Genomic DNA, 25,003 nt, shown 5'->3' with positions numbered 1-25,003 from the left:
AGCTGGCCGGTCATGCCTGCGGATCGGACCCGGGGGCATCAGGCTTGTTGAACACTGCGGTCTTCGCGAATGCTTCAGCGGCCCCGCCGCCCGGCGACGGGCGCGCCGCATCATATCCGGGGCGCGAGGCGGCCAGAACCAGCGTCTCCTCGGCCGCGGCCTGCGCTCGGGCAGCGTCGGCCAGGGAGATGGCCACGGTCTTCTCCGTCCCGTCGGCGGATGTCGCCGGGCTGCCGGAGAGCTGGGCCATGGCAGCACGCAGGTCGGCCGCGAAATGTTCGCCGTCCTGGAAACGCGCCTCGGGCTTCTTGGCAAGCGCCCGCACCACGAGCTCGGCGATCGCCGCGGGAAGGTCGGGGCGGATCACACGGATGTCGGGCACGTCTTCGTTGGCGATCTTGAACATCAGCTCGGCCATCGACTCGCCGCGGAACGGCAGCACGCCGGTGAGCATCTGGAACAGCATCACGCCGAGCGAGTACAGGTCCGAGCGGCCGTCCACCTTCCGGCCGGCGATCTGCTCGGGCGACATGAAGCTGGGCGTGCCGAGCACCAGGCCGGTCTTGGTCTTGCTCGAGTCGGTGATGCGCGCGATGCCGAAGTCGGTGACCTTGACGGTGTCCGAGTCCAGCTCGTACATGACGTTGGCGGGCTTGATGTCGCGGTGGACCACGTTTTGCCGGTGGGCGTAGGCCAGGGCCTCGGCCACGCGGGCAACGATGGACAGCACGCGCGGCACCGGCAGGAGCTGGCCGGCCTTGCAGAAGTCCGAGAGGTCCTTGCCGCGCAGGAACTCCATCGCGATGTAGGCGAGATCGTGCTCCTCGCCGGCGTCGAAGATGGTGACGATGTTCTGGTGCTGCAGGCGGCCGGCCGTCTCGGCCTCGCGGAAGAAGCGCTCGCGCGCGTCGGCGAGTTCCTCGCCCTCGAACTCCTGCGACAAGGCCATCGTCTTGATGGCGACCACGCGGCCGATCTTCGGGTCCTTGCCCATGTAGACCACGCCCATGGCACCCTTGCCCAGCTCCTTGTCGATTTGGTAGCGGCCGAGCATCGGCTTTTCCACCGCGCCGCCGTCCAGCAGCATCGTGCCGCCGGGATGACCGCTGGTCCCACCCAGGATGACGGTCTCGGACAGGTTTCGGGCGCGATTGAGCTTGGCCTGCAGGTCGCGGTAACCCTTGTCGTAGGTCGCCATATATTCGTAGACCGCCTGCGCCTTGTTGAACTGGCGCTTGCGTTCGAAGTCCAGCGCCAGGTTGTACAGGTTGTCCATCAGCGCATCGCCCAGCGGCACGCGGCGGAAACGGTCGAACGCCATGTCCAGCTGGCCCTGGCCTTGCAGCGCCAGGCCCATCATGCGATTGGTCTCGGCCGATTCCTCGTCGGCCCGCACCTTGCCCGCCTCGGTGAGCAGGAAGCGCTTGGTGGTGAGCGCCGCGTGGCCGATCGCGAGCAGCACGGCCGGCAGCACCAGGCGCACCCAGGTCGCGGCCGAAGACAGCAGGACGTATTCGCTGACCAGCAGCGCCAGCAGCAGCACCCCCGTCGCCGCAGCGCCCGCACCGGCCGAAAGGCGCGGCAGCACCGCGATCAGGTAGCCCGCCACGACGAGGAATGCCCCGAACGCGGCCAGATCGCCCCACGCGGGCTCCACGATGAAGTGCTCGCCGAGGATGTTTGACACCACATGGGCCATCATCTCCGCCGGGCTGAGGGCGGCGTAGCCCGGAACCGGGAAGCTCGTACCCACGCCCTGCGCCGTGGGGCCGATCAGGACGATCTTGTCCGCGTACTTGGCCGCAGGGATCTTCCCGCTCAGCACGTCGTAGAACGAGTCCTCCTGGAAGGCCGGCTTGCCGTCGCGGGCCCGGTAGAACAGCGGCAGGATGCGGCCGGCTTCGTCGGTATGGATCTGCAGCTTGCCCAGCTGCACGCCTTCCGGCACCGAGCGGATGTCGGCGGGCCCGAGGTTCAGGCTCCTGGCGGCGGCCAGCAAAGCCATCGAGGGCACGCCCCGGCCGTAGTAGTTGACCAGCAGCGGCTCGCTGCGCACGGCGCCGTCGGGATCGTTGGTGACGTTCAGGTGTCCGATGCCGGCGGCTGCATTGCCGATCGACTCCAGCGGATACTGACCGCGAACGACGGGAAGGGCGAGGCCCTGGCGCTCGTCCACCGTGTTCTTCGCCACCGCGGCCGGCAGCTCGCGATCGGGCCGGCCCAGCGGTTCGCCGAACACGTACACCGAAGGCACCAGCACGTTGCCCGCGTTGGCCAGGCTCGCGGCGAGCTTGCCGTCGGCATCCAGCGACTGCTCGGCGTCGGCCAAAACCTTGGCGACCGCCTCGTTGCCTTCGGGGCTGGCGCCAAGTGCTTCCTTGATCTTGCGGATGAACGCCAGCCCGCGATCGGTCTGCGGCTCGAAGAAGAAGGCGTTGTAGGCGATGGTCTTGGCCTTCGCCGCGGCCAGCTTGTCGATCAGCTCGGCGTGCACGTCGCGCGGCCAGGGCCAGCGGCCGATGTTGGCGATGCTCTGGTCGTCGATGGCGATGACCGCGATGCGGTCGGAGGGCTTGCGGGGGCTCTGGGTGCTGGCCGTGTCGTAGAAGCGCCGCTCCAACGACTCGAACAGGTCCGTGGACTTCCAGAGCACGAACACGGCGGCAACGATGGCGGCGCCGACAAACCAATCGGTGCGCCAGAACTGGCGGCGCCTTGCCGATGAAGATGTGCTCACTTCTGCCCCTTGCCCTCTGGTGACACTGCCCCAAGGGACAGCTTCCTCGCCCGCTCCTCTGTTGGGGCGGGTCGAACTCGACGTTAACAGAGCCCCTACAGCCGGACAAGGCAATACACGACGGCTTTTCTACGTTTCGTTGCAGATTTGCGCGGACGCGTCAGTGCCCGGCTTCGCCATGAAAAAAGCCGACGCGGTTGGCGTCGGCTTTCGTCCGGGTCAGTTGCGGGTCAGAGCAGCGACTTCAGCAGCTTGCCCATCTCGGAGGGGTTGCGCGTCACCCTGAAGCCGCACTCCTCCATGATCGCCAGCTTCGCGTCGGCCGTGTCGGCGCCGCCGGAGATCAGCGCGCCGGCATGCCCCATGCGCTTGCCGGGCGGGGCGGTCACGCCGGCGATGAAGCCCACGACCGGCTTCTTCATGTTGTCCTTGCACCAGCGCGCCGCGTCGGCTTCGTCGGGACCGCCGATCTCGCCGATCATGATCACGGCGTCGGTTTCGGGGTCGTCGTTGAAGGCCTTCATCACATCCAGGTGCTTGAGGCCGTTGATCGGATCGCCTCCGATGCCGACAGCGCTGGATTGCCCGATGCCCAGTTCCGTGAGCTGCGCCACGGCTTCATAGGTCAGCGTGCCGGAGCGCGACACCACGCCCACGCGGCCCTTCTTGTGGATGTGGCCCGGCATGATGCCGATCTTGATCTCGTCGGGCGTGATCAGGCCCGGGCAGTTGGGCCCCAGCAGCAGCGTCTTCTTGCCGCCGGCCGCCTCCTTGGCCTTCATCCGGTTGCGCACTTCGAGCATGTCGCGCACCGGGATGCCCTCGGTGATGCAGATGGCCAGATCGAGGTCGGCTTCCACGGCTTCCCAGATCGCGGCTGCGGCGCCCGCGGGCGGCACGTAGATGACGGACACCGTCGCGCCGGTCTGCGCCTTGGCCTCCTTCACCGACGCGTAGATCGGGATGTTGAAGATCTTCTCGCCGGCCTTCTTCGGGTTCACGCCCGCCACGAAGCAGTTCTTGCCGTTCGCGTATTCCTGGCACTTCTCGGTGTGGAACTGGCCGGTCTTGCCCGTGATGCCCTGGGTGATGACCTTCGTGTCCTTGTTGATGTAGATCGACATGTCTTTTCCTATCAGCCCTTGACCGCTGCGACGACCTTCTGTGCGGCTTCCGCCATCGTGTCCGCGCTGATGATGGGCAGGCCCGACTCGGCCAGCATCTTCTTGCCCAGCTCCTCGTTGGTGCCCTTCATGCGCACCACCAGCGGCACGTTCAGGTTGACCGCCTTGCAGGCGGTGATGATGCCGGTGGCGATGGTGTCGCAGCGCATGATCCCGCCGAAGATGTTCACCAGGATCGCCTTGACCTTGGGGTTCTTCAGCATGATCTTGAAGGCCTCGGTCACCTTCTCCGGCGTGGCGCCGCCGCCGACGTCGAGGAAGTTGGCCGGCTCGGCGCCGAACAGCTTGATGGTGTCCATGGTGGCCATCGCCAGGCCCGCCCCGTTGACCAGGCAGCCGATGTTGCCGTCCAGGCTGATGTAGGCCAGGTCGAACTTCGAAGCCTCGATCTCCGCCGCGTCCTCTTCATCGAGGTCGCGCAGGGCCACGATCTCCGGATGCCGGAACAGCGCGTTGGAATCGAAGTTGAACTTCGCATCCAGCGCGATGATGTTGCCCTTGCCGTCGCGATTGAGCGGGTTGATCTCCACCAGCGAAGCGTCGGTGTCCATGTAGCACTTGTAGAGCTTCTTGAGCACGTCGGCGGCTTGCGCGGTCGACCCCGAGGGGATGCCGATGCCGTCGGCGATCTCCTTGGCCTGCGCATCCGTCAGCCCCTTGAGCGGGTCGACGAACACCTTCTTGATCTTCTCGGGCGTGCTGTGCGCCACTTCCTCGATGTCCATGCCGCCTTCGCTCGACGCGATGAAGGCGACCTTCTGCGTGCCGCGGTCGGTCACGACGGAGACGTAGTACTCCTTCTGGATGTCCGCGCCGTCCTCGATGTACAGGCGCCGCACCTTCTGGCCTTCCGGGCCGGTCTGGTGCGTCTTGAGCTGCATGCCCAGGATCTGACCGGCGAGCTTCTTCACGTCGTCGATCGACTTGGCCACCTTCACGCCGCCGCCCTTGCCGCGTCCGCCGGCGTGGATCTGGGCCTTGACCACCCAGACGGGCCCCCCGAGCTTCTGCGCGGCCTCGACCGCCTCCTGGACCGTGAACGCCGCGACGCCGCGCGGCACGGGCACGCCGAAGCTGCGCAAGATCTCCTTGCCTTGGTACTCGTGGATCTTCATGGGATGTATTTCGAGGGGTCGTGGACGGGGCCAGGTGCGGGGCGCCGCAACGGCGTTGCGCCTGCGCAGTGCAGCCGCGAACTGTATCATGGTGCATTGCACAAATCTGACGTCCAGCCTGTGCTGGGCGGCGTTGGTCAACAGGAAAAACCATGGCCAAGGTCTTCATCGACGGCGAGGCCGGCACCACCGGCCTGCAGATCCGAGAGCGGCTCCTCAGGATGCCGCAGGTCGAGCTCGTGAGCATCGCGCCCGAACGCCGCAAGGACCTGTCGGCCAAGCGCGAACTGATGGCCGGTGTCGACCTGGTCATCTTCTGCCTGCACGACGATGCCGCGCGCGAGTCGGCCGCCATGGTCGAGGAGATCGGCCGCATCGGCGGCCGCAAGCCACGCATCATCGATGCGTCGACCGCCCACCGCACGGCCGAGGGCTGGGTGTACGGGTTTCCCGAACTGTCTCCCGGCCAGCGCGAGTTGGTGGCGAAGGCCGAGCGTGTCAGCAACCCAGGCTGCTATGCCACCGGCGCCATCGCGCTGCTGCGGCCGTTGGTCGATGCCGGCGTGCTGCCGCGCGACTACCCGGTGGCGCTGCCTTCGGTCAGCGGCTACTCCGGTGGTGGCCGCACGATGATCGAGGCCTACGAAGCGGGCTCCGCGCCGGCGTACGAGCTGTACGCGCTCGGCCTGAAGCACAAGCACCTGCCGGAGATCATGAAGTACACCGGCCTGACGCGCCGGCCGATCTTCATTCCGTCGGTGGGCAACTTCCGCCAGGGCATGCTGGTGCAGCTGCCGCTGCACCTGGACACGCTGCCGGGCAAGCCGACGCCGGACGACCTGGAGAAGGTCTTCAAGCGCCACTACGAAGGCAGCGAGTGGGTGACGGTGGAGCAACCCACCGGGGACGGGAAGCTGGAGCCTTCGGCGCTCAACGAAACCAACAAGATGGAACTGCGCGTCTACCGCAACATGGACTACGCCCATGCCGTGCTGGTCGCGCGCCTGGACAACCTGGGCAAGGGCGCCAGCGGCGCGGCGGTGCAGAACCTGAAGCTGATGCTCGGCCTCTGAGCCGGCTTCAGCGCGGCTTCACTCCTCGTCCGCTCCACCGGCGAGAATGCGCCGGATCACCTCACCGCCGAAACCCCGAGACGCGAGGAACCGCGCCTGCCGTGCGCGTTCCGCCGCGTCCTGGGGGATCTCGCCGAACTTGCGACGCCACACTTCGCGAGCGCGTTCGAGCTCCGTGCCGCGCAACTGCTGCATGGCCTGGCCGACCAGCTCGGCGCCCAAGCCCTTTTCCATCAGCTCCTGCCGGATGCGCCCGGCGCCCAGCTTGGCCGCGCGCCGGTTCAGCACCGACTCCATCACCCGCTCCTCGCAGATGAAGCCCTTGGCCTGCAGCTCGTCCAGCACGCGCTGCAGCTGGCCGGGCTCCTGCTCGTGCGGGGCGAGCTTGCGCTCCAGCTCGGCGCGCGAATGTTCCCGGCCACCGAGCAGGCGCAGGGCCCTTCCCTTGAGCGACAGCTGGCGGACCTGCATTTCGCGGTGTGCGCGGGCGGCTTACTCCTCGCCCAGGTCCGCGGGGGCGGGCAGCAGGGCGATGTTGAGGGACTCCCGGACCTTGTTCTCGATCTCGCGCGCCAGCTGCGGGTTCTCGCGCAGGAACTCGCGCGCGTTGTCGCGGCCCTGGCCGATCTTCTCGCCGTTGTAGGCGTACCAGGCGCCGGACTTCTCCAGGATGCGCGCCGTGACGCCCATGTCGATGATCTCGCCTTCGCGGCTGATGCCCTCGCCGAACAGGATGTCGAACTCCGCCGTCTTGAAGGGCGGCGACACCTTGTTCTTGACCACCTTCACCTTGGTCTCGTTGCCGATGGCCTCCTCGCCCTTCTTGATGGTGCCGGTGCGGCGGATGTCCAGGCGCACCGAGGCGTAGAACTTCAGCGCGTTGCCGCCGGTGGTGGTCTCGGGGCTGCCGAACATCACGCCGATCTTCATTCGGATCTGGTTGATGAAGATGACCATGCAGTTGGTCTTCTTGATCGTGGCCGTGAGCTTGCGCAGCGCCTGGCTCATCAGGCGGGCCTGCAGGCCGGGCAGCGAATCGCCCATCTCGCCTTCGATTTCCGCCTTGGGCACCAGGGCGGCGACCGAGTCGATCACGATCAGGTCCACTGCGCCGGAGCGCACCAGGCTGTCGACGATCTCCAGGGCCTGCTCTCCCGTGTCCGGCTGGCTGATCAGCAGTTCCTGCAGGTTCACGCCGAGCTTCTGGGCGTACTGCGTGTCCAGCGCGTGTTCGGCATCGACGAAGGCGCAGGTGCCGGCCTGGCGCTGCATCTCGGCGATGACCTGGAGGGTGAGGGTGGTCTTGCCCGAGGATTCCGGGCCGTAGATCTCGACCACCCGGCCACGGGGCAGGCCACCGACGCCCAGAGCGATGTCCAGGCCGAGCGAACCGGTGGAGACCACCTGGATGTCCTCGATCTTCTCGCCCTCGCCCAGGCGCATGATCGTGCCCTTGCCGAACTGCTTCTCGATCTGCGCCAGCGCCGCCTGGAGCGCCTTGGACTTCTCGCTGTCCGCCGCCGCGATCTTGCTGCCCTTGACCTGTGCATCCATGGAAATCTCCTTGTGAATCAATGGGTTGGCTCTACCGGCACCCGCTGTTCCGATTCACAGGCTGGATGCATGGCCAGTACTTTAACGCGACGGGTTGTGCCGCGTAAACGCTGTTTTTCGTCAGTTTGCCTTACCATTCGCCGATGCTCCTCCAAGCAGATGACGCGTGGCGGCAGACCCACTTGGGCCGCCTGCTGGGCCACGCGATGCGCCGCTTCGACGACCGCGTCCTCCACCTCATGGCGCACGACCCCGAGGTGCCGCTGGCCCTGTCCAACCTCGCCGCGCGAGCCCAGGTCGGCGCGGCCCACATCCACATCACGCGCCACCTCGCGCTGCAGGGTTCGCGCCTGACCGACCTGGCCGACCGCGCCGGCATGACCAAGCAGGCCATGGGCGACCTCGTCACCCAATGCGAGGCCTGGGGGCTGGTGGTGCGCGAACCCGACCCGCAGGACGCCCGGGCGCGCCAGGTGCGGTTCACCGCGACCGGACTGGCCTGGCTGAACGCCTTCAAGGCCGCCGTGCAGCAGGCCGAAGCCGAATTCCGGGCCGAGGTCGGCGAGGAAGTCGCCACGGTCGTGGCGCTCGGGCTGGAGGCCTACGCCGGCCCGGCGGCCTGATGCGCGTCAGCGCCGGGTAGGGTGGCCGAGCCTAGAATTTCAGCAGCAGCGCCCCGCGTGACGGCGCCAGCACACAAGGAGACAACGTCATGCGCATCCTCATCGCCGAAGACGACCAGGTGCTGGCGGACGGCCTGCTGCGCACCCTGCGCGGCTCCGGCGCCGCGGTGGACCACGTGAGCAGCGGCAGCGAAGCCGATGCGGCGCTCATGACCAACAACGAGTTCGACCTGCTGATCCTGGACCTGGGCCTGCCGCGCATGCACGGGCTGGAGGTGCTGCGAAAGCTGCGCGGCCGCGGCTCCTCGATGCCCGTGCTGATCCTCACTGCGGCCGACAGCGTCGAAGAGCGCGTCAAGGGCCTGGACCACGGCGCCGACGACTACATGGCCAAGCCGTTCTCGCTGCAGGAGCTGGAGGCCCGCGTGCGCGCGCTCACCCGGCGCGGCATGGGCGCGACCAGCGGCACGATCAAGCACGGCCCGCTGGTGTACGACCAGGCCGGCCGCGTGGCCACGATCGACGGCAGGATGGTGGAACTCTCCGCGCGCGAGCTTGGGCTGCTCGAGGTGCTGCTGCAGCGCGCGGGGCGCCTGGTCAGCAAGGACCAGCTGGTGGAGCGCCTGTGCGAGTGGGGCGAAGAGGTGAGCAACAACGCGATCGAGGTCTACATCCACCGCCTGCGCAAGAAGATCGAGAAGGGCCCGATCCGCATCGCCACCGTGCGCGGCCTGGGTTACTGCCTGGAGAAGATCCCGGGCTAGCGGCCCGCTCAGCCGATGAAGATCTTCCAGCGTGAGCAGCGCTCGCTCTTCGGCGAGATCCTCGACTGGATGCTCACGCCGCTGCTGCTGCTGTGGCCCGTGAGCCTGGCGCTCACCTGGCTGGTGGCGCAGAGCATTGCCGGCAAGCCTTTCGACCGCGCGCTCGAATACAACGTGCAGGCGCTGGCGCAGCTTGTCACCGTGCAGAACCAGCGCGCGGTGTTCTACCTCCCGCAGCCCGCGCGCGAACTGCTGCGCGCCGACGACTCCGACCACGTCTACTACCAGGTGCGCGGCCCGGGCGGCGAGCTGCTCAGCGGCGAACGCGACCTGCCGCTGCCCGACGAGGACGAGCGGCCCGCCATCGGCGAGGTGCGCCTGCGGGACGCCGAGATGCGCGGCCTGGACGTGCGCGTGGCCTACACCTGGGTGCACATCGACGTGCCCGGCGCCGAGCCGGCCCTGGTGCAGGTGGCGGAGACGCGCGAGAAGCGCTCGGTGCTGGCCACCGAGATCATCAAAGGCGTGATGCTGCCGCAGTTCGTGATCCTGCCGCTGGCGGTGCTGCTGGTGTGGCTGGCGCTCGTGCGCGGCATCAAGCCGCTGTCGCAGCTGGAGGAGCGCATCCGCGCGCGCAAGCCCGACGACCTGTCGCCGCTGGACGACCGCGCCGTGCCGCTGGAAGTCGCGCCGCTCGTGTCCTCGGTGAACGACCTGCTCACCCGCCTGAAGCATTCGATCGCCACGCAGAAGCGCTTCCTCGCCGACGCGGCGCACCAGCTGAAGACGCCTCTCGCCGGCCTGCGCATGCAGGCCGACCTGGCGCAGCGAGAAGACTCCAGCGCCGACGAGCTGAAGCAGTCGCTCAAGCAGATCGGCCGCTCCAGCGTGCGCGCCACGCACACCGTCAACCAGTTGCTGGCGCTGGCGCGCGCCGAGAGCAGCGGCAAGACCTTGCCGCGCCAGCCCTGCGACCTGGCCCAGATCACGCAGGAAGCGGTGCGCGACCTGGTGCCGCGGGCGATGGACCGCCGAATCGATCTGGGCTACGACGGCGCGATGCCGGGGGCGCCCGGCGTGGTGGTCACCGGCAATCCCACGCTGCTGAAGGAACTGATCCGCAACCTGCTGGACAACGCGATCAACTACACGCCGTCGACTTCATCCCACCCGGGCGTCATCACCGCACGCGTGCTGGTCGACACCATCGGCGGCGTGCTGCTGCTGCAGGTGGAGGACTCCGGCCCGGGCATCCCGGAGGCCGAGCGTGAGCTGGTCTTCCAGCCGTTCTACCGGTCGCTCGGAACCAACGTCGACGGCTCGGGCCTGGGCCTCCCCATCGTGCTGGAGATCGCGCGTCAGCACGGCGCCGAGGTGTGGCTGGAGGATGCGCATCCCGGCGCGCACCCGCCGGGCACGCGCGCAGTGGTGCGCTTCATGGCCGCGGTGACCGTCGCGCGGTCAGAAGAAACCGCTCAGGCGGAATCTTGAGCCCCCACGCTCCCCACTTCGTGGCTCGCTGCCCCCCGAGGGGGCGCAGCCGCTAGGGGCGGCCCGTCGCCGGCTGGTAGACGTTCAACTGCAGCCGCTCGCGCTCGATCGCGCGCGCCACCGGCGGCAGCTGCGCCACCTTCTGCACGTGCGACCACAGCGCCGGGAAACCGGCGGGGTCGATGCCCGCGAAGCCGCCCCAGCGCAGCAGCGTCAGGGCGTAAGCGTCCAGCGGTCCGAAGTCCTGCCCGCCGAGGAAAGGCCTGCCTTCCTTCGCCGCCTTCTGCGCCATCGCCTCGATGTCGGCCAGCATCGGCCGGTACAGCTGCGCGTTGTAGGCCTTGATCTCGGCCTGCGCCTCCGGCTTGTCGGTGAACTTGAACGGCATGAAGACGTGGGTGAACGTCGGGTGCACCGTGTTGTTCATCCAGGCCAGCGTCTCCATCACCTTGGCGCGAGCGAGCGGCTCCTTGGGCAGGAAGTTGGCCTGCGGGAAGCGGTCGTTCAGGTAGCCGACGATGGCCAGGATCTGCGTGATGACGGTGTCGCCGTCCACCAGCACCGGCACCTGGCCGCGCGGGTTGATGGCGCGGTACTCGGGCGAGTTCTGCTCGCCCTTGTGCAGCTTGACCAGCACGGGCTCGAACGGCGCGCCGGCCGCTTCCAGCAGCGAATGCGGCACGAACGAGCAGGCGCCGGTGGCGAAGTACAGCTTGAGGGTCATCGTCGCATTCTCCTTGCATTCAGCGGCAGGGCCGCAGCGGTCTGCCGTTCAGTGCGGCGCGCAGCTCTTCCACGCGGGGCCGCAGCGTTTCGTCGACCGCCGGAAAGGTCAGGCGCAGGCCTTGCTGCTCGGGGCGCTCCTGCACGACGCGGGCGGTACGCACGCCGCGCGTGACGAGCTGGTCCAGCTGCTGTTCTGCGGCCTGCTGCGTGGGGTGTCCGCCCAGCGAGAGGCCCGGCTCGAGATCGGCGTTGGTCAGCGCCTCGAAGGCCACGCCGATCTGGCGCAGCTGGCCCTTCTTGCGCTCGACGCTCTGGGTGTCGGGGTACTTGCCCATGTAGACGATCCAGCGGCCGGGCTCGGCCACCGGCTCCAGCCGCCACGACGCGCTTGGCCAGGGGGCGAGGGTCTGGCGCAGCGGCTCCGCCATCGCCTCGTCGAACGGCCCCATCTGCAGGCATTCGGCCGGCCGGCCCGCGCCGCCTGCGGATTCGATCCGCCGCGCCTCGTCGGGCGGCAGCACGCGGATGTCCTCGGGGCGGATCTGCTGGGCGATGCGGTGCGGCTCGCGCTGCGGCAGCGGGCCGAAGCCCCATTGCAGCAGCAGGCCTTCGGCCCAGGCGTAGTAGACGCCGTTGGCGAGCAGCAGCAGGACGACGAAGAGGCGCAGCATCAGGGCATCCGGGCTCCGGCCGGCCGCACGCTCACCTCGGCGCTCGCGACCGCCTTCATGCCGCCGGCAGTATGCACGAGCAGGGCGCCGTACTCGTCCACCCCATGCGCCGTCCCGGCCGTGCCGTCGCTGAGGGTCACCGCCCGGTCCGCCAGCGCGTCGCGCGCCGCGAAGCGGGCGCGGAAGGGCGCGAAACCGAACTGCTCGAAAGCCTGCAGCGTGCGCACCAGCGGCGCGGCAATCCGCAGCAGCACGTCGCCCGCCTGCGCGTCCGGCAGCAGCTCACGCAGGCCGAACGGCGGCGTGGCGTAGCCGGCGACCTCGGGCGGCGTCAGGTTGATGCCGACGCCCACGATGGTGTAGCGGCCTGCGCCGCCATCGGGCGGCGCCGCGGTCTCGATCAGGATCCCGGCGAGCTTGCGATCACCCACCCACAGGTCGTTGGGCCACTTCAGGCGGATCTGCGGATGCAGCGCCTCGGCCAGCGTGGCGCCCACCGCGAGCGACAGCCCGGACCAGTCAGCCGGCGCCAGCAGCACGCCCAGCGAAAAGGTCAGCGAGGCCTGCGCCCCGCTGTGCCACTGGCGGCCGAGCCGGCCGCGGCCGGCGGTCTGCCGCTCAGCCACCAAGAGCACGGGATCAGTGCGCCCGGCGCGGGCGCGCCGCATCAGCTCGGTGTTGCTCGAGTCGACTTCCGGCAGCACTTCGACCGTGAAGCCGGGCAGCAGGGGCGCCACCTGCTCCCAGACCGCTTCGGCCGGCCACCGCATCGCCAGCCTTTTAGCGGCGCCGCTTGGGCGCCAGCAGCGTGCCGCGGCAGTTCTTCGCGCCGCACCAGCACGGATACTCGGCCTTGAGCTTCTTCGTGTAGGGCTCGTCGATGATGAGCCCGTAGTCGTAACTGAGCTCCTCGCCGGCCTTGATGTTGCGCAGCGCCTTGATGAAGACGCGCCCGTCCTCCTCGTCGGCCTCGCAGTTCGGATCGCACGAGTGGTTGATCCAGCGCGCGGAGTTGCCCCCGTACAGCGCGTCGATCACCCGCTCCTCGTCGATGTGGAAATAGAAGGTGTGGTTCGGATCGCTGGGATCGTGGGGATGGCGGCGCTGCGCTTCCTTCCACGTGATGACCTCGCCCACATACTCGATGATGGTCTCGCCTTCGGGGATGTCCTGCACGGCGAACACGCCCTTGCCGTGGACGCCCGACCTGCGGGTCTGGATTTTCCGGCCGCCGTTGCGGTCCGCTTTTTCTGGCATCGGGAAAACTCTGCTAAGTTGAATATGCACACACGCGTGCGCGTACGCGCGCGTGAGGACCCGGGATTGTAGGAACATGGGAAAGACACTGGTCATTGCCGAGAAGCCCTCCGTTGCGCAGGACATCGTCCGCGCGCTGACGCCGGCCGTCGGCAAGTTCGACAAACACGACGAGTACTTCGAGAACGAGCGCTACGTCGTCACCAGCGCCGTGGGGCACCTGGTGGAGATCCAGGCGCCCGAGGAGTTCGACGTCAAGCGCGGCAAGTGGAGCTTCGCCCACCTGCCGGTGATCCCGCCGTACTTCGACCTGAAGCCGGTGGACAAGACCAAGTCGCGGCTGAACGCGGTGGTCAAGCTCGCCAAGCGCAAGGACGTCAGCGAGCTGGTGAACGCGTGCGACGCGGGCCGCGAGGGCGAGCTGATCTTCCGGCTGATCGAGCAGTTCGCGGGCGGCGGCAAGCCGCTGGGCAAGCCTGTCCGGCGGCTGTGGCTGCAGTCGATGACGCCGCAGGCCATCCGCGACGGTTTCGACCAGCTGCGCACCGACCGGCAGATGGAGGGCCTCGCCTCGGCGGCGCGGTCGCGCTCGGAAGCCGACTGGCTGGTGGGCATCAACGGCACCCGCGCGATGACGGCCTTCAACTCGCGCGACGGCGGGTTCTTCCTCACGACGGTCGGCCGCGTGCAGACGCCGACGCTGGCCGTGGTGGTCGAGCGCGAGGAGCAGATCCGCAAGTTCGTCAGCCGCGACTACTGGGAGATCCACGCCACCTTCCTGGCGCAGGCGGGGGAGTACCAGGGCAAGTGGTTCGATCCCAAGTGGAAGAAGAACCCGGAGGACCCCGAGCAGAGGGCCGACCGCCTCTGGACCCAGAAGGAGGCGCACGACATCGCCGAGGCGGTACGCGGCAAGGCCGCCACGGTCACCGAGGAATCCAAGCCCAGCACGCAGGCTTCGCCGCTGCTGTTCGACCTGACGTCGCTGCAGCGCGAGGCCAACGGCCGCTTCGGCTACTCGGCCAAGACCACGCTGGCGCTGGCCCAGTCGCTCTACGAGCGTCACAAGGCGCTCACCTATCCGCGCACCGACTCGCGCGCGCTGCCGGAGGACTACCTCGCCACGGTCAAGCAGACCATGGGCGTGCTGGCCGGCTCCGACATGAAGCACCTGGCCCCGTTCGCGCGGCAGGCGCTGGACAACGGCTACGTCAAGCCGAGCAAGCGGATCTTCGACAACAGCAAGGTCAGCGACCACTTCGCGATCATCCCGACGCTGCAGGCGCCCCACGGCCTCTCGGACGCGGAGCAGAAGCTGTACGACCTGGTGGTGCGCCGGTTCCTGTCGGTGTTCTTTCCCAGCGCCGAGTACATGCTCACCACGCGCATCAGCCAGGTCGTGGGCCACAGCTTCCGCACCGACGGCAAGGTGCTGGTCAAGGCGGGCTGGCTGGCCATCTGGGGCAAGGAAGCCAACGTCGAAGGCGAGGAGAACGACAAGACGCTGGTGCCGGTGCAGCCCAATGAGATGGTGCGGGCCGAAGTGGTCGAGCCCAAAGGCCTGAAGACGCGGCCGCCGGCGCGCTACTCCGAAGCCACGCTGCTGGGCGCGATGGAAGGCGCCGGCAAGCTGGTGGAGGACGACGAGCTGCGGGAGGCCATGCAGGAGAAGGGGCTGGGCACGCCGGCCACCCGCGCGGCCATCATCGAAGGCCTCATCAACGAGAAGTACATGCTGCGGGACGGCCGCGAACTGATCCCCACGGCCAAGGCGTTCCAGCTCATGACGCTGCTGCGCGGCCTGGGCGTGGAGGAACTGACCAAGCCCGAGCTCACCGGCGAGTGGGAATACAAGCTCGCCCAGATGGAGCACGGCAAGCTCTCGCGCGACGCCTTCATGCAGGAGATCGCCGAGATGACGAAGCACATCGTCAAGAAGGCGAAGGAGTACGACCGCGACACCGTGCCGGGCGACTACGCGACGCTGAGCACGCCTTGTCCCAACTGCGGTGGCGTCGTGCAGGAGAACTACCGGCGCTACACCTGCGTCGGCAAGCCCAAGGCCCAGCCCTGCGGCTTCTCGTTCACCAAGATTCCGGCCGGCCGCGCGTTCGAGCTCGACGAGGTGGAGACCTTCCTGCGCGACAAGCGCATCGGGCCGCTGGAAGGCTTCCGCTCGAAGGCGGGCTGGCCCTTCACCGCCGAGATCGCGCTCAAGTTCGACGAGGAAGAGAAGAACTGGAAGCTGGAGTTCGATTTCGGCGACGAGCAGGACCCGGCCGAGACCGGCGAACTGATCGACTTCAGCGGCCAGGATCCGCTCGGCCCCTGCCCGAAGTGCGGCGCGCGGGTCTTCGAATGGGGCAAGAACTACGTGTGCGAGCGTTCGGTGCCCACGACCGGGCAGCCGGCGCCCAGCTGCGACTTCAAGAGCGGCCAGATCATCCTGCAGCAGCCCGTCGAGCGCGAGCAGATGAAGAAGCTGCTGGCGACCGGCAAGACCGACCTGCTGGACAAGTTCGTGTCGATGCGCACGCGCCGGCCGTTCAAGGCCTTCCTGGCCTGGGACGCGGAAGCGGGCAAGGTGAACTTCGAGTTCGAGCAGCGCGAGAGCAAGTTCCCGCCACGCAAGGGCGCGGCGGGCCGCCCCGCACGCGAGGCCGCAGCCAAGTCCGCGCCGGCAGCCAAGGCCGCTGCGAAGAAAGCGCCCGCTGCGAAGAAAGCCGCACCCGCGGCCAGGAAGGCGGCGGCACCCAAGACGCCCCGCAAGTCCGGTCCGGGCCTCACGCCCAGCCCCGAACTAGCGGCCGTGGTCGGCAGCGAGCCGCTGGCCCGCACGGAGGTGATCAAGAAGCTGTGGGACTACATCAAGGCCCACGGCCTGCAGGACGCGAAGAACAAGCGCGCCATCAACGCCGACGACAAGCTGAGCAAGGTGTTCGGCAAGCCGCAGGTGACGATGTTCGAGCTGGCCGGCATCGTCGGCAAGCACCTGAGCTGAAGCCCATGCCGTCCGCGGAGACCCTGGAGCGCTTCATCGCCCGCGTGGAGGCCAACGCCCACGTGGAGGCGATACGCGAGTTCTATGTCGAGCACGCCACGATGCAGGAGAACCTGGATCCGCCGCGGGTCGGGCGCGACGCGCTGATCGCCAACGAGGAGCGGGCGCTCGCGATGGCCGCTTCGGTGCGGTCGCAGTGCGTGCGGCCGGTGTTCGTTCACGGCGACCACGTGGTCATCCGCTGGATCTTCGAATTCACCGGCCACGACGAAACCGTGCGGCGCATCGAGGAACTGGCCTGGCAGCGCTGGGAAGGCGAGCGCATCGTGCAGGAGCAGTTCTTCTACGACCCGAAGCAGTTCGCGCCGCAACGGCGCTGACGGGATTCGAGGACGACGGGCTCAGCCGGCCCGGTCCTCGCGCGGCGTCGAGGAAGGCGAAGTCGAATCCGCGTGGTGGTCCGCCGAGCCGCGCGTATCGGGCGTGGGCATCTGGCGGCGCAAGCCCCGCGAAGACTCAGGCGCGCGCGGCTTTCCGCGCGGAGCCGGCGCAGCGGGAACGGCTCGCGGTTTGAGGGCGGCTCGCGTGCTCATGCGGCGACGATAGCCGCCACGCGCGAGGTGTCTGTAGGACGGCTACGCGACGGCCCGGGCCTGTTCGACACCCACTAGCCAGTAGGTGAGCAGCCGGCCGCGGCCGCGCAGTTCCACCAGCCCGCGCGCATGGAAGGCGAATGCGTCGCCCGCCTGACGCACGACCGCTTCGCTCACCTGGATGCCGCCCGCGTGGCCGGTGGACTCCAGCCGGCTGGCGACGTTCACGGTGTCGCCCCACACGTCGTAGAGAAAGCGCTGAACGCCCAGCACGCCCGCCACGGCCGGCCCGGCATGAATGCCGATTCGCATCGCCATCTCCGTGCCCTTCTCCCGGTTGTACTGCTCGAGGGCCTCGCGCATGTCCAGCGCCAGCCGGCACAGCGAGCCGACACTGCCCGAGGACACGGCCATGTACGCGTCGCCGATGGTCTTGATCTTCTCCACGCCGTGCCGCGCCGACAGCGCATCGAAGGCCGAGAAGATCTCGTCGAGCACGAGCACCAGCGCGTCCGGGGGCAGGCGGCTGGAGAACTCGGTGAACCCGGCAATGTCGGCGAACAGCACGCCGAGGTTGTCGAATTTGCGCGCCCGCACCTTGCGATGCTGCTTGAGCTCCTCGGCGATCGCGGGCGGCAGCGCGTTGTGCAGCACCTCGTCGGCACGCGCCCGCTCGGCCTCCGCCCGGCGCGTCTGGCCATAGAGCGCCGAGTCGCGCGCATAGGTGAACCGGTCCAGGCCGAGGCAGAGCATCACCACGCAGAACGGATTGACCATGAAGCCGATGAAAGCCTTGAGCCCGTCGAGCCGCTCCCAGGCGGCCGCCGAGAGCGCCGCGAGGCTGAGCACGTACATGGGCGCCCGCACCGGCAGCGGCGTGGCGATGACGGCCGCCATGAAGGTGCTGCACGCCGCGTAGAGCAGCAGGCCGGTGCCCTGCGTGCGCACGCCCGTGACGCCGGCCCAGGTGATCATGGCCATGAACAGTCCGCAGGCGACGTACAGCGCGATCTCGCGGCCGCGCACGCGGGGCAGGAAGCGGTCCGCCGCGACCACGCCGTAGACCACCGCAGCAATCGCGCCCTGCCAGACGAGCAGCCCGGGAATGCGCCGCAGCTGCGAGGGATCGCTGGAGAGCCACAGCGGGATGTCCTTGGCGAGCACCCCGATCGGCAGCAGCCAGCCGACCACGCGGCAATAGCGCACCATGAGACCCCAGCTCCTCGCGGTGAGCCACTGGCGGAACTCGGAATCGATCATCACGCTCCTGGCGCCCGCAGCGGGCAAAGGAGCGGGACCTTAAGGAGGCCGCGTCGTCGGCGCAACGCACGCCCCAATGAAGAACGCGCCCGGCGGGCGCGTTCTTCATCCGATCAGGGGAGCGCTGACTTGCGCCGACAGCGCTTTATTTGGCGCCGACCACGCGGACCATCTCCAGCACCTTGTTGGAGTAGCCCCACTCGTTGTCGTACCAGCTCACCAGCTTGACAAAGGTGCTGTCCAGCGCGATGCCGGCTTCCGCGTCGAAGATCGAGGTGCGCGCATCGCCGCGGAAGTCGGTGGCCACCACCTTGTCCTCCGTGTAGCCCAGGATGCCCTTGAGCGCGCCTTCGCTCTGCGCCTTGAACTCGGCGCAGATGTCCTTGTAGCTGGCTTCCTTGTTCAGCTCGACGGTCAGGTCCACCACCGACACATCGGACGTCGGCACGCGGAAGGCCATGCCGGTGAGCTTCTTGTTCAGCTCGGGGATCACCACGCCCACCGCCTTGGCCGCGCCGGTGGAGGAGGGAATGATGTTCTCCAGGATGCCGCGGCCGCCGCGCCAGTCCTTGTTGCTGGGGCCGTCCACGGTCTTCTGCGTGGCGGTGGCGGCGTGCACGGTGGTCATCAGGCCGCGCTTGATGCCCCACTTGTCGTTCAGCACCTTGGCCAGCGGCGCCAGGCAGTTGGTGGTGCAGGAGGCGTTGGAGATGATCGCCTCGCCCTTGTAGGTCTTGTCGTTGACGCCGAAGACGAACATCGGCGTGTCGTCCTTGGATGGCGCCGACATGATCACCTTCTTCGCGCCGGCGGCGATGTGCTTCTGCGCGCCATCCTTGGTCAGGAAGATGCCGGTGGACTCGACCACCACATCGGCACCGACAGCGCCCCAGTTGAGCTCGGCGGGGTCCTTCACGGCAGTGAGCCGGATCTTCTTGCCGTTGACCACCAGGGTGTTGCCGTCGACGGCGACGTCGCCCTCGAACTTCCCGTGCACGCTGTCGTAGCGCAGCATGTAGGCTAGGTAGTCGGGCTCGAGCAGGTCGTTGATGCCGACCACCTCGATGTCCTTGAAGTTCTGCACTGCCGCGCGGAACACCATGCGGCCGATGCGGCCGAAACCGTTGATCCCGATCTTGATGGTCATCTTGCTTTCCCGAGGGTTGTGAAATCGTTCAGGCGCGCCGGCCGCGAGTGTGGAGACTCCGATTTTCCGCGAGCGACGCGCTCAGGTGGTGCTCGGCGCTTCGGACGGGGCCCGAAAGCGCCATGCGTTCAACGCGACAGTGCCGCGCGGACCGTGTCCGCGACGTTCTCCGGCGTGAAGCCGAAGTGCTTGAACAGCACGTTGGCCGGCGCCGATTCGCCGTAGGTGTCGATGCCCACCACCGCGGCGCAGCCGTACTTCCACCAGAAGTCGGTGACGCCCATCTCGACCGCGATGCGCGGCAGTCCGGCGGGCAGCACTTCCTGCTTGTACGCGGCGCTCTGGCGGTCGAAGGTCGTGGTGCTGGGCATGGAGACGACGCGCACCGCGATGTTGTCCCTGGCCAGCAACTCCTGCGCCTTGAGCGCCAATTGCACCTCGGAGCCGGTGGCGATGATCACCGCCTGTGCGCGCTGCAGGCCCACTTCGGCGGGCTCGGCCAGCACGTAGCCACCCTTGCTGATGTCCTCCAGCCCGGCCTTCGGCGCATACGGCAGGTTCTGGCGCGACAGCAGCAGCGCCGTCGGCCGGTTCACGTTCTGCAGCGCCACCGCCCAGGCCACCGTCGTCTCCGCGGTGTCGCAGGGACGCCAGACGTCCAGGTTGGGCATCAGCCGCAGGCTGGCCGCGTGTTCGATCGACTGGTGCGTGGGGCCGTCCTCGCCGAGGCCGATCGAATCGTGCGTGAAGACGTGGATCACGCGCTTCTTCATCAGCGCCGCCATGCGGATCGCGTTGCGGCTGTAGTCGCTGAACGTGAGGAACGTGCCGCCGTACGGGATGTAGCCGCCATGCAGCGCGATGCCGTTCATGATGGCCGCCATGCCGAACTCGCGCACGCCGTAGTTGATGTGGCGGCCCACGCGGCCGTTCTCGTCACGCTTGACGTTGCCGGCGAGGTCGAACCGCAGCGGCGGCGTGCTCCTGGTGTTGGTGAGGTTGGAGCCGGTCAGGTCGGCGCTGCCGCCCAGCAGCTCGGGCAAGGCCGCCGTGAACGCTTCCAGCGCCAGCTGCGAAGCCTTGCGCGAGGCCACGGTCTCGGCCTTGGCGTGCGCGGCGACCGCAGCGTCGACGGCGACCTGCGCGAAGTTGCGCGGCAGCTCGCCCTTCATGCGGCGGGTGAACTCCGCAGCCTGCTCGGGATATGCCGCCTTGTAGGTGGCGAAGCGGCCTTCCCATTCGGCCTGGGCGGAGCGGCCCTTGGCCTTGGCGTCCCACGCGCCATAGATCTGGCGCGGCACGACGAAGGGCTCGTGCGGCCAGCCCAGCGCCTCGCGGGTCAGCTTCACTTCCTCCAGGCCCAGCGCCTCGCCGTGCGCCTTGGCGGTGTTGGCGCGGTTCGGGCTGCCCTTGCCGATCTGCGTCTTGGCGACGATCAGCGTCGGCCTGTCCGCGCTGCGGCGCGCATCGGCGATGGCGCGGTCGACCGTGTCCACGTCGTGCCCGTCGATCGGGCCGATCACGTTCCAGCCGTAGGCCTTGAAGCGGGCCGGCGTGTCGTCGACGAACCAGGGCGTGACCTGGCCGTCGATGGAGATGCCGTTGTCGTCGTAGATGGCGATCAGCTTGTTCAGCTTCCAGGCGCCGGCGATCGCGCAGGCCTCGTGGCTGATGCCCTCCATCAGGCAGCCGTCGCCCAGGAACACGTAGGTGAAGTGGTCGACGATGGCGTGGCCGTCGCGGTTGAACTCGGTGGCGAGCAGCTTCTCGGCGAGCGCCAGGCCCACGGCATTGGTGATGCCTTGGCCGAGCGGGCCGGTGGTGGTCTCGACGCCGGGGGTGACGCCGACTTCCGGATGGCCCGCGGTCTTGCTGTGCAGCTGGCGGAAATTCTTCAGCTCTTCCAGCGGCAGGTCGTAGCCGGTGAGGTGCAGCAGCGAGTAGACCAGCATCGAGCCGTGGCCGTTGGACATCACGAAGCGGTCGCGGTCGAACCAGTGCGGATCGGCCGGGTTGTGCTTCAGGTGCCGGTGCCACAGGGCCACCGCGATGTCGGCCATGCCCATGGGCGCGCCGGGATGGCCGGAGTTCGCCTGCTGCACCGCATCCATGGCCAGGGCGCGGATCGCATTGGCCATCTGCTGGGCGTCGGCAGTCGCCGCGGGTGTGTGTTCGGCCGGGGAGGAGACAGCGGAGAGGAAGGACATGGGCGCGGCTTGGGGGAAACCCGTAATTTTAGCGGTTGGGCTCGACGTCCCCGGCCGCTCCAGGGTTGGGCGGCGGCCATCGTCTACAGTCGCACGGATGCGAGGCCTGCACCTCACCGCCGACCTGTACCAGTGCCGCTGCGACGAGCAGTGGCTGACGGACGCGCAGCAGCTCGGCGCGTGGTCGTGCCAGGCGGCCGAGGCGGTGGGGCTGGCGGTGGAGCGCGCGATGTTCCATGTCGACGAAGGCGGCGGCGCCAGTGCCGCCCTGCTGCTGTCCGGCTCTCATGTCTGCCTGCACACCTGGCCGCAGCAGCGCGGCGTGACGGTGGACGTGTGCCTGGCCCATGCGCAGGAGGATTTCTCGGCCAAGGCGCGCGGCCTGATGTTCGCGCTGGTGCAGCGCTTCCAGCCGGAGTGGACCGAGCAGCGATCCCTGGACCGCGGGGACGGCGAGTGACGCGCGCGCAGGCCATGGTGCTGGCGGCCGGCCGCGGCGAGCGCATGCGGCCGCTGACGGACAGCTGCCCGAAACCGCTGCTGGAAGTGCGCGGCCAGCCGCTGATCGCCTGGCATCTTCAGGCGCTGGCGAAATCCGGCTGCACGCAGGCGGTGATCAACACGGCGTGGCTGGGCGAGCAGATCGAGCAGCGCTGCGGCGATGACTTCGAAGGCCTGCGCATCGCGTACTCGCACGAGGGCCGCGACTTCGGCGGCGCGCTGGAGACGGCCGGCGGCATCGCCCGCGCACTGCCGCTGCTGGACGACGTGTTCTGGCTGGTGGGGGGCGACGTGTACGTGCCGGGCTTTTCATTCAACCGCCAGGCATTCGATCGCTTCGCCGGCGGACCGCATCTGGCGCACCTGTACCTGGTGCCCAACCCGGAACACAACCCGCGCGGCGATTTCGCGCTGGGCGCCGACGGCAAGGCGCTGAACGACGGCCAGCCGCGCTTCACCTATTCGACCATCGGCCTGTACCGCAAGGCCTTCTTCGCCGAACTGCCGGCCGGCAATCCGCAGGGCCTGAAAGTCCCGCTCGCGCCCATGCTGCGCCGCGCGATGGACAATGGACAGGTCACCGCCGAGATCCACACCGGCCCCTGGACCGACGTCGGCACGCCGCAGCGGCTGGCCCAACTGAACGCAACATGAGCCCATCCCTCTTCGCCGAGCGCCGCGCGCGCGTCGCCTCCGCCATCGGGGCCAATGGCATCGCCCTGGTCCCCACCGCGCCGGAGCGGCCGCGCAACCGCGACACCGACTTCCTCTACCGGCACGACAGCTACTTCTACTACCTCACCGGATTCGGCGAGCCCAACGCCTTCCTGGTGATCACGGGCGACGGCAAGAGCACGCTGTTCTGCGCGCCCAAGGACGCCGAACGCGAGATCTGGGACGGCTACCGGCTCGGACCGGCCGCCGCGCCGCAAGCCCTGGGCGTGCAGGCCGCGCATTCGAGCGACGAACTCGAAGCGATGATGCCGCGCCTGCTGGAGAACCGCGACGCGGTGTGGTACCCCTTCGCGATCCACGCCGGCCTCGAGGCGCGTGTGGGCGCGTGGCTCAACCAGGTGCGGGCGCGCGTTCGTTACGGAGCTCTGTGTCCCCAGGAGCAGCGCGACCTGTGCGGCGTTGTCGACGAGATGCGGCTGGTGAAGGACGCGCACGAGCAGGACGTGATGCGCCGGGCGGCGCAGATCAGCGCTCGCGCGCATGTGCGCGCCATGAAGCTGTCGGCCCGCATGCTTCGCGAGGGCCGCGAGGTGCGCGAGTACCACCTCGACGCCGAACTGCTGCACGAGTTCCGGCTCGCCGGCTCGCAGTACCCGGCCTACAACTCCATCGTGGCGGCCGGCGCCAATTCCTGCGTGCTGCACTACCGCGCGGCCGACACGCCGGTTCGCGCGGGCGAGCTGGTGCTGATCGACGCGGGCTGCGAGCTGGACGGCTACGCCAGCGACATCACGCGTACCTTCCCGGCCGACGGCAAGTTCAGCGGACCGCAGCGCGAGCTGTACGAGCTGGTGCTGGCCTCGCAGGAGGCGGCGGTGTCCGCGACGCGCCCCGGCGCCCGTTTCAACGATCCGCACGAGGCCACCGTGAAGGTGCTGGCCCAGGGCATGCTGGACGTCGGCCTGCTGGACCGCAACAAGGTCGGTTCGGTGGATGACGTGATCGAGCAGCGGGCCTACTTCCAGTTCTACATGCACCGCACCGGCCACTGGCTGGGGATGGACGTGCACGACTGCGGCAGCTACGTGGAGCCGGGCGAAGTGGGCGAGGTGAGCGAACGCAAGGACCCGCTCTCCGGCGAGGTGATCAAGAACCGTCCCAGCCGCGTGCTGCGGCCCGGCATGGTGCTGACCATCGAGCCGGGGCTGTACGTGCGGCCGGCTGAAGGCGTGCCGGAGAAGTTCCACGGCATCGGCATCCGCATCGAGGACGACGCCATCGTCACGGCAAATGGCTGCGAGCTGATCACGCGTGGCGTGCCGGTGAAGCCGGACGAGATCGAAGCGGTCATGCGCGGCTGACGCGGCCGCGCAGCTCTAGCCCTCGGCGAAGCCGAGCACCTTTTCGACCCAGCGCGGGCGCTGCACGGTGTGCAGCTGCATCTGGTTGGCCATGACCGTGGCGATCAGGCGAGGCCCGCCCTCTTCGGCGTCGCAGCCGTCGATCAGCAGCGACAGGTCGGCCATGAACACCGCGTGGCGCAGGTTGTGCAGGCAGCGCGTGTACCGGGACAGCAGCTTGTGCGAAGGCACGGGGTGGCCGCCCTCTCGCACGCGCTGGTTGACCCGTTGCAGGAGCTTGCGCGGCTCGTCCGACGCGATCGCATACAGCACCACCTCGAAGCCGAGCGTGCGCGCCTGCGCGATCAGCGCCACGCGCGAAGGATGCGAGAACGCGGTCTCGGTGACGAAGGATGCGTGCTGGCGCAGCAGGTCCTGCCACTGCGCGTCGCCCCACTCGCGGGCGGCCGCCAGGCGCGCCTGTGGATCTTCCACGTCGTGCAGGTGGGCTTCGCAGTACGCCTGGACATCGATGAACGGCAGCGCGGGATAGCGCGGCGCGATCAGGTAGCGGTAGAGCGCCGTCTTGCCGGCGCCGTGCGGCCCCGCGATCAGATGCAGGACCGGCATCGGCCTTGCCTCATGCGGATTTGCGCCCTTTGCCGCGGCCGGTGCGCGCCTTGCTGCCGGCCACCGCCTCCTGCGCTCGCGCCGACAGCGCGCCCGACTTGGACAGCGCGAGCACGTGGGCCTGCAGGTCGTCCAGCTCCGGGGAGACCGGCATCGTCGCCCTGGGATTGCCGTAGGCGGCGCGCTCCTGCCGCGCGATGAGCGCCCGGCTGTCGCTGGTGGACAGCCCCGCGTGCTCCAGCGCCATGCCGAGCGTCGCCCAGTACTCGATCTGGCTGGCCACCGATCGGCGCATGGTCTGCGCCGCTTCGCGGGCCTGCGTGACGAGCCCGCCCGGCAGCTTGACGGAGACGAATGCAGGTGTGTCGGACATGGGTCGGCTCCCGGGAAACGCAGCGGAGTGGCGCAAATGTCGCCAGAACGCGCCACTCCGACCACTGACTTCCGGCTGCCG

The 25,003-nt window shown here is 68.5% G+C and carries 22 protein-coding genes and 1 pseudogene; 9 read left to right on the top strand and 14 right to left on the bottom strand.

The window, feature by feature from the left end; all coding sequences use genetic code 11:
* Window positions 1–10: 10 nt before the first annotated feature.
* The 3 genes from EZ313_RS09445 to sucC all read right to left on the bottom strand — a co-directional run bounded on the left by EZ313_RS09445 (window position 11) and on the right by sucC (window position 5,036).
* A complete protein-coding gene (locus EZ313_RS09445; RefSeq protein ID WP_135262914.1) occupies window positions 11–2,737 on the bottom strand; it encodes a CHASE2 domain-containing serine/threonine-protein kinase in 2,727 nt (908 codons plus the stop codon).
* A 230-nt stretch (window positions 2,738–2,967) separates the two neighbouring features.
* Window positions 2,968–3,861, bottom strand: a complete 894-nt coding sequence (sucD, locus tag EZ313_RS09440; RefSeq protein ID WP_135262913.1) for a succinate--CoA ligase subunit alpha — start codon at window positions 3,859–3,861, stop codon at window positions 2,968–2,970.
* Between the two features lie 11 nt (window positions 3,862–3,872).
* A complete protein-coding gene (sucC, locus tag EZ313_RS09435; protein WP_135262912.1) occupies window positions 3,873–5,036 on the bottom strand; it encodes an ADP-forming succinate--CoA ligase subunit beta in 1,164 nt (387 codons plus the stop codon).
* Window positions 5,037–5,188: 152 nt separating this feature from the next.
* Here sucC and argC point away from each other — a divergent pair, with 152 nt between their 5' ends.
* Window positions 5,189–6,109 carry an N-acetyl-gamma-glutamyl-phosphate reductase gene (gene argC / locus EZ313_RS09430; RefSeq protein ID WP_135262911.1) on the top strand — a complete coding sequence of 307 codons (921 nt, stop codon included), beginning with the start codon at window positions 5,189–5,191 and terminating at the stop codon, window positions 6,107–6,109.
* 18 nt (window positions 6,110–6,127) lie between these two features.
* On the opposite strand, the gene recX is transcribed toward argC, so the two are convergent.
* On the bottom strand, window positions 6,128–6,580 hold the full coding sequence (recX, locus tag EZ313_RS09425; protein ID WP_135262910.1) for a recombination regulator RecX: 453 nt from the start codon (window positions 6,578–6,580) through the stop codon (window positions 6,128–6,130).
* 21 nt (window positions 6,581–6,601) lie between these two features.
* A complete protein-coding gene (gene recA, locus EZ313_RS09420; protein WP_135262909.1) occupies window positions 6,602–7,663 on the bottom strand; it encodes a recombinase RecA in 1,062 nt (353 codons plus the stop codon).
* Between the two features lie 143 nt (window positions 7,664–7,806).
* Between recA and EZ313_RS09415 the strand changes: the two genes are divergently transcribed.
* The 3 genes from EZ313_RS09415 to EZ313_RS09405 all read left to right on the top strand — a co-directional run bounded on the left by EZ313_RS09415 (window position 7,807) and on the right by EZ313_RS09405 (window position 10,541).
* Complete coding sequence (locus EZ313_RS09415) at window positions 7,807–8,286, top strand: MarR family winged helix-turn-helix transcriptional regulator (protein WP_135262908.1); 480 nt, start codon at window positions 7,807–7,809, stop codon at window positions 8,284–8,286.
* An 89-nt stretch (window positions 8,287–8,375) separates the two neighbouring features.
* Window positions 8,376–9,050 carry a response regulator gene (locus EZ313_RS09410; protein ID WP_135262907.1) on the top strand — a complete coding sequence of 225 codons (675 nt, stop codon included), beginning with the start codon at window positions 8,376–8,378 and terminating at the stop codon, window positions 9,048–9,050.
* A gap of 15 nt (window positions 9,051–9,065) precedes the next feature.
* Window positions 9,066–10,541: a sensor histidine kinase gene (locus tag EZ313_RS09405; RefSeq protein ID WP_135262906.1), complete on the top strand. Its 1,476-nt coding sequence runs from the start codon at window positions 9,066–9,068 to the stop codon at window positions 10,539–10,541.
* A gap of 52 nt (window positions 10,542–10,593) precedes the next feature.
* Here the strand turns inward: EZ313_RS09405 and EZ313_RS09400 are convergent, their stop codons facing one another.
* The 4 genes and pseudogenes from EZ313_RS09400 to EZ313_RS09385 all read right to left on the bottom strand — a co-directional run.
* Window positions 10,594–11,265 (bottom strand): glutathione S-transferase family protein, encoded by a 672-nt coding sequence (locus EZ313_RS09400; protein ID WP_135262905.1) that lies wholly within the window; start codon window positions 11,263–11,265, stop codon window positions 10,594–10,596.
* A 19-nt stretch (window positions 11,266–11,284) separates the two neighbouring features.
* The gene (locus EZ313_RS09395) at window positions 11,285–11,938 is read right to left on the bottom strand and encodes an SPOR domain-containing protein (protein WP_135262904.1); all 654 of its coding nucleotides are present in this window, start codon (window positions 11,936–11,938) and stop codon (window positions 11,285–11,287) included.
* Entirely contained in the window at window positions 11,938–12,708 is a 771-nt protein-coding gene (locus tag EZ313_RS09390; RefSeq protein WP_135262903.1) for a biotin--[acetyl-CoA-carboxylase] ligase, read from the bottom strand. Before EZ313_RS09390 ends, EZ313_RS09395 begins: the two co-directional genes overlap by 1 nt.
* A gap of 19 nt (window positions 12,709–12,727) precedes the next feature.
* A pseudogene (locus tag EZ313_RS09385) lies at window positions 12,728–13,195 on the bottom strand (SET domain-containing protein); the annotation flags it as partial.
* Between the two features lie 76 nt (window positions 13,196–13,271).
* Here EZ313_RS09385 and EZ313_RS09380 point away from each other — a divergent pair.
* Together EZ313_RS09380 and EZ313_RS09375 are read left to right on the top strand one after the other, a co-directional pair.
* Complete coding sequence (locus EZ313_RS09380) at window positions 13,272–16,196, top strand: DNA topoisomerase III (protein WP_135262901.1); 2,925 nt, start codon at window positions 13,272–13,274, stop codon at window positions 16,194–16,196.
* 5 nt (window positions 16,197–16,201) lie between these two features.
* On the top strand, window positions 16,202–16,576 hold the full coding sequence (locus EZ313_RS09375) for a nuclear transport factor 2 family protein (protein WP_135262900.1): 375 nt from the start codon (window positions 16,202–16,204) through the stop codon (window positions 16,574–16,576).
* A 255-nt stretch (window positions 16,577–16,831) separates the two neighbouring features.
* Here the strand turns inward: EZ313_RS09375 and EZ313_RS09370 are convergent, their stop codons facing one another.
* The 3 genes from EZ313_RS09370 to tkt all read right to left on the bottom strand — a co-directional run bounded on the left by EZ313_RS09370 (window position 16,832) and on the right by tkt (window position 21,403).
* A complete protein-coding gene (locus EZ313_RS09370; RefSeq protein WP_135262899.1) occupies window positions 16,832–18,049 on the bottom strand; it encodes an adenylate/guanylate cyclase domain-containing protein in 1,218 nt (405 codons plus the stop codon).
* Between the two features lie 145 nt (window positions 18,050–18,194).
* Window positions 18,195–19,196, bottom strand: coding sequence for a type I glyceraldehyde-3-phosphate dehydrogenase (gene gap / locus EZ313_RS09365; RefSeq protein WP_135262898.1), 1,002 nt, complete (start codon window positions 19,194–19,196; stop codon window positions 18,195–18,197).
* Between the two features lie 128 nt (window positions 19,197–19,324).
* Window positions 19,325–21,403 (bottom strand): transketolase, encoded by a 2,079-nt coding sequence (gene tkt / locus EZ313_RS09360; protein ID WP_135262897.1) that lies wholly within the window; start codon window positions 21,401–21,403, stop codon window positions 19,325–19,327.
* A 97-nt stretch (window positions 21,404–21,500) separates the two neighbouring features.
* On the opposite strand from tkt, the gene EZ313_RS09355 reads away from it, so the two are divergent.
* From EZ313_RS09355 to EZ313_RS09345, 3 genes are read left to right on the top strand one after another with little or no spacing between them, the layout of a single operon-like run.
* Window positions 21,501–21,863, top strand: a complete 363-nt coding sequence (locus EZ313_RS09355) for an S-adenosylmethionine decarboxylase family protein (RefSeq protein WP_135262896.1) — start codon at window positions 21,501–21,503, stop codon at window positions 21,861–21,863.
* 14 nt (window positions 21,864–21,877) lie between these two features.
* Window positions 21,878–22,558, top strand: a complete 681-nt coding sequence (murU, locus tag EZ313_RS09350; RefSeq protein ID WP_135263625.1) for an N-acetylmuramate alpha-1-phosphate uridylyltransferase MurU — start codon at window positions 21,878–21,880, stop codon at window positions 22,556–22,558.
* Window positions 22,555–23,940, top strand: a complete 1,386-nt coding sequence (locus tag EZ313_RS09345) for an aminopeptidase P N-terminal domain-containing protein (RefSeq protein ID WP_135262895.1) — start codon at window positions 22,555–22,557, stop codon at window positions 23,938–23,940. The genes murU and EZ313_RS09345 overlap by 4 nt, the downstream gene beginning before the upstream one ends.
* Before the next feature lie 15 nt (window positions 23,941–23,955).
* Here the strand turns inward: EZ313_RS09345 and EZ313_RS09340 are convergent, their stop codons facing one another.
* Window positions 23,956–24,549 (bottom strand): ATPase, encoded by a 594-nt coding sequence (locus EZ313_RS09340; protein ID WP_135262894.1) that lies wholly within the window; start codon window positions 24,547–24,549, stop codon window positions 23,956–23,958.
* Between the two features lie 10 nt (window positions 24,550–24,559).
* Window positions 24,560–24,922, bottom strand: a complete 363-nt coding sequence (locus EZ313_RS09335; RefSeq protein WP_135262893.1) for a TA system antitoxin ParD family protein — start codon at window positions 24,920–24,922, stop codon at window positions 24,560–24,562.
* Window positions 24,923–25,003 lie beyond the last annotated feature (81 nt).

The organism is Ramlibacter henchirensis (genome assembly GCF_004682015.1).
Lineage (GTDB): Bacteria > Pseudomonadota > Gammaproteobacteria > Burkholderiales > Burkholderiaceae_C > Ramlibacter > Ramlibacter henchirensis.
The sequence above is the reverse complement of the archived record's forward strand: the minus strand, read 5'-3'. Positions and strand labels throughout refer to the sequence as shown.

Coding starts and splice junctions, on each gene's coding strand:
- argC (WP_135262911.1), top strand. CDS start 5,189: ATGGCCAAGGTCTTCATCGACGGCGAGGCCGGCACCACCGGCCTGCAG.
- EZ313_RS09415 (WP_135262908.1), top strand. CDS start 7,807: ATGCTCCTCCAAGCAGATGACGCGTGGCGGCAGACCCACTTGGGCCGC.
- recX (WP_135262910.1), bottom strand. CDS start 6,580: ATGCAGGTCCGCCAGCTGTCGCTCAAGGGAAGGGCCCTGCGCCTGCTC.
- tkt (WP_135262897.1), bottom strand. CDS start 21,403: ATGTCCTTCCTCTCCGCTGTCTCCTCCCCGGCCGAACACACACCCGCG.
- EZ313_RS09340 (WP_135262894.1), bottom strand. CDS start 24,549: ATGCCGGTCCTGCATCTGATCGCGGGGCCGCACGGCGCCGGCAAGACG.
- EZ313_RS09405 (WP_135262906.1), top strand. CDS start 9,066: ATGAAGATCTTCCAGCGTGAGCAGCGCTCGCTCTTCGGCGAGATCCTC.
- sucD (WP_135262913.1), bottom strand. CDS start 3,861: ATGTCGATCTACATCAACAAGGACACGAAGGTCATCACCCAGGGCATC.
- EZ313_RS09400 (WP_135262905.1), bottom strand. CDS start 11,265: ATGACCCTCAAGCTGTACTTCGCCACCGGCGCCTGCTCGTTCGTGCCG.
- EZ313_RS09380 (WP_135262901.1), top strand. CDS start 13,272: ATGGGAAAGACACTGGTCATTGCCGAGAAGCCCTCCGTTGCGCAGGAC.
- EZ313_RS09355 (WP_135262896.1), top strand. CDS start 21,501: ATGCGAGGCCTGCACCTCACCGCCGACCTGTACCAGTGCCGCTGCGAC.
- EZ313_RS09390 (WP_135262903.1), bottom strand. CDS start 12,708: ATGCGGTGGCCGGCCGAAGCGGTCTGGGAGCAGGTGGCGCCCCTGCTG.
- EZ313_RS09410 (WP_135262907.1), top strand. CDS start 8,376: ATGCGCATCCTCATCGCCGAAGACGACCAGGTGCTGGCGGACGGCCTG.
- sucC (WP_135262912.1), bottom strand. CDS start 5,036: ATGAAGATCCACGAGTACCAAGGCAAGGAGATCTTGCGCAGCTTCGGC.
- recA (WP_135262909.1), bottom strand. CDS start 7,663: ATGGATGCACAGGTCAAGGGCAGCAAGATCGCGGCGGCGGACAGCGAG.
- EZ313_RS09370 (WP_135262899.1), bottom strand. CDS start 18,049: ATGATCGATTCCGAGTTCCGCCAGTGGCTCACCGCGAGGAGCTGGGGT.
- murU (WP_135263625.1), top strand. CDS start 21,878: ATGGTGCTGGCGGCCGGCCGCGGCGAGCGCATGCGGCCGCTGACGGAC.
- EZ313_RS09395 (WP_135262904.1), bottom strand. CDS start 11,938: ATGCTGCGCCTCTTCGTCGTCCTGCTGCTGCTCGCCAACGGCGTCTAC.
- EZ313_RS09375 (WP_135262900.1), top strand. CDS start 16,202: ATGCCGTCCGCGGAGACCCTGGAGCGCTTCATCGCCCGCGTGGAGGCC.
- EZ313_RS09335 (WP_135262893.1), bottom strand. CDS start 24,922: ATGTCCGACACACCTGCATTCGTCTCCGTCAAGCTGCCGGGCGGGCTC.
- gap (WP_135262898.1), bottom strand. CDS start 19,196: ATGACCATCAAGATCGGGATCAACGGTTTCGGCCGCATCGGCCGCATG.
- EZ313_RS09345 (WP_135262895.1), top strand. CDS start 22,555: ATGAGCCCATCCCTCTTCGCCGAGCGCCGCGCGCGCGTCGCCTCCGCC.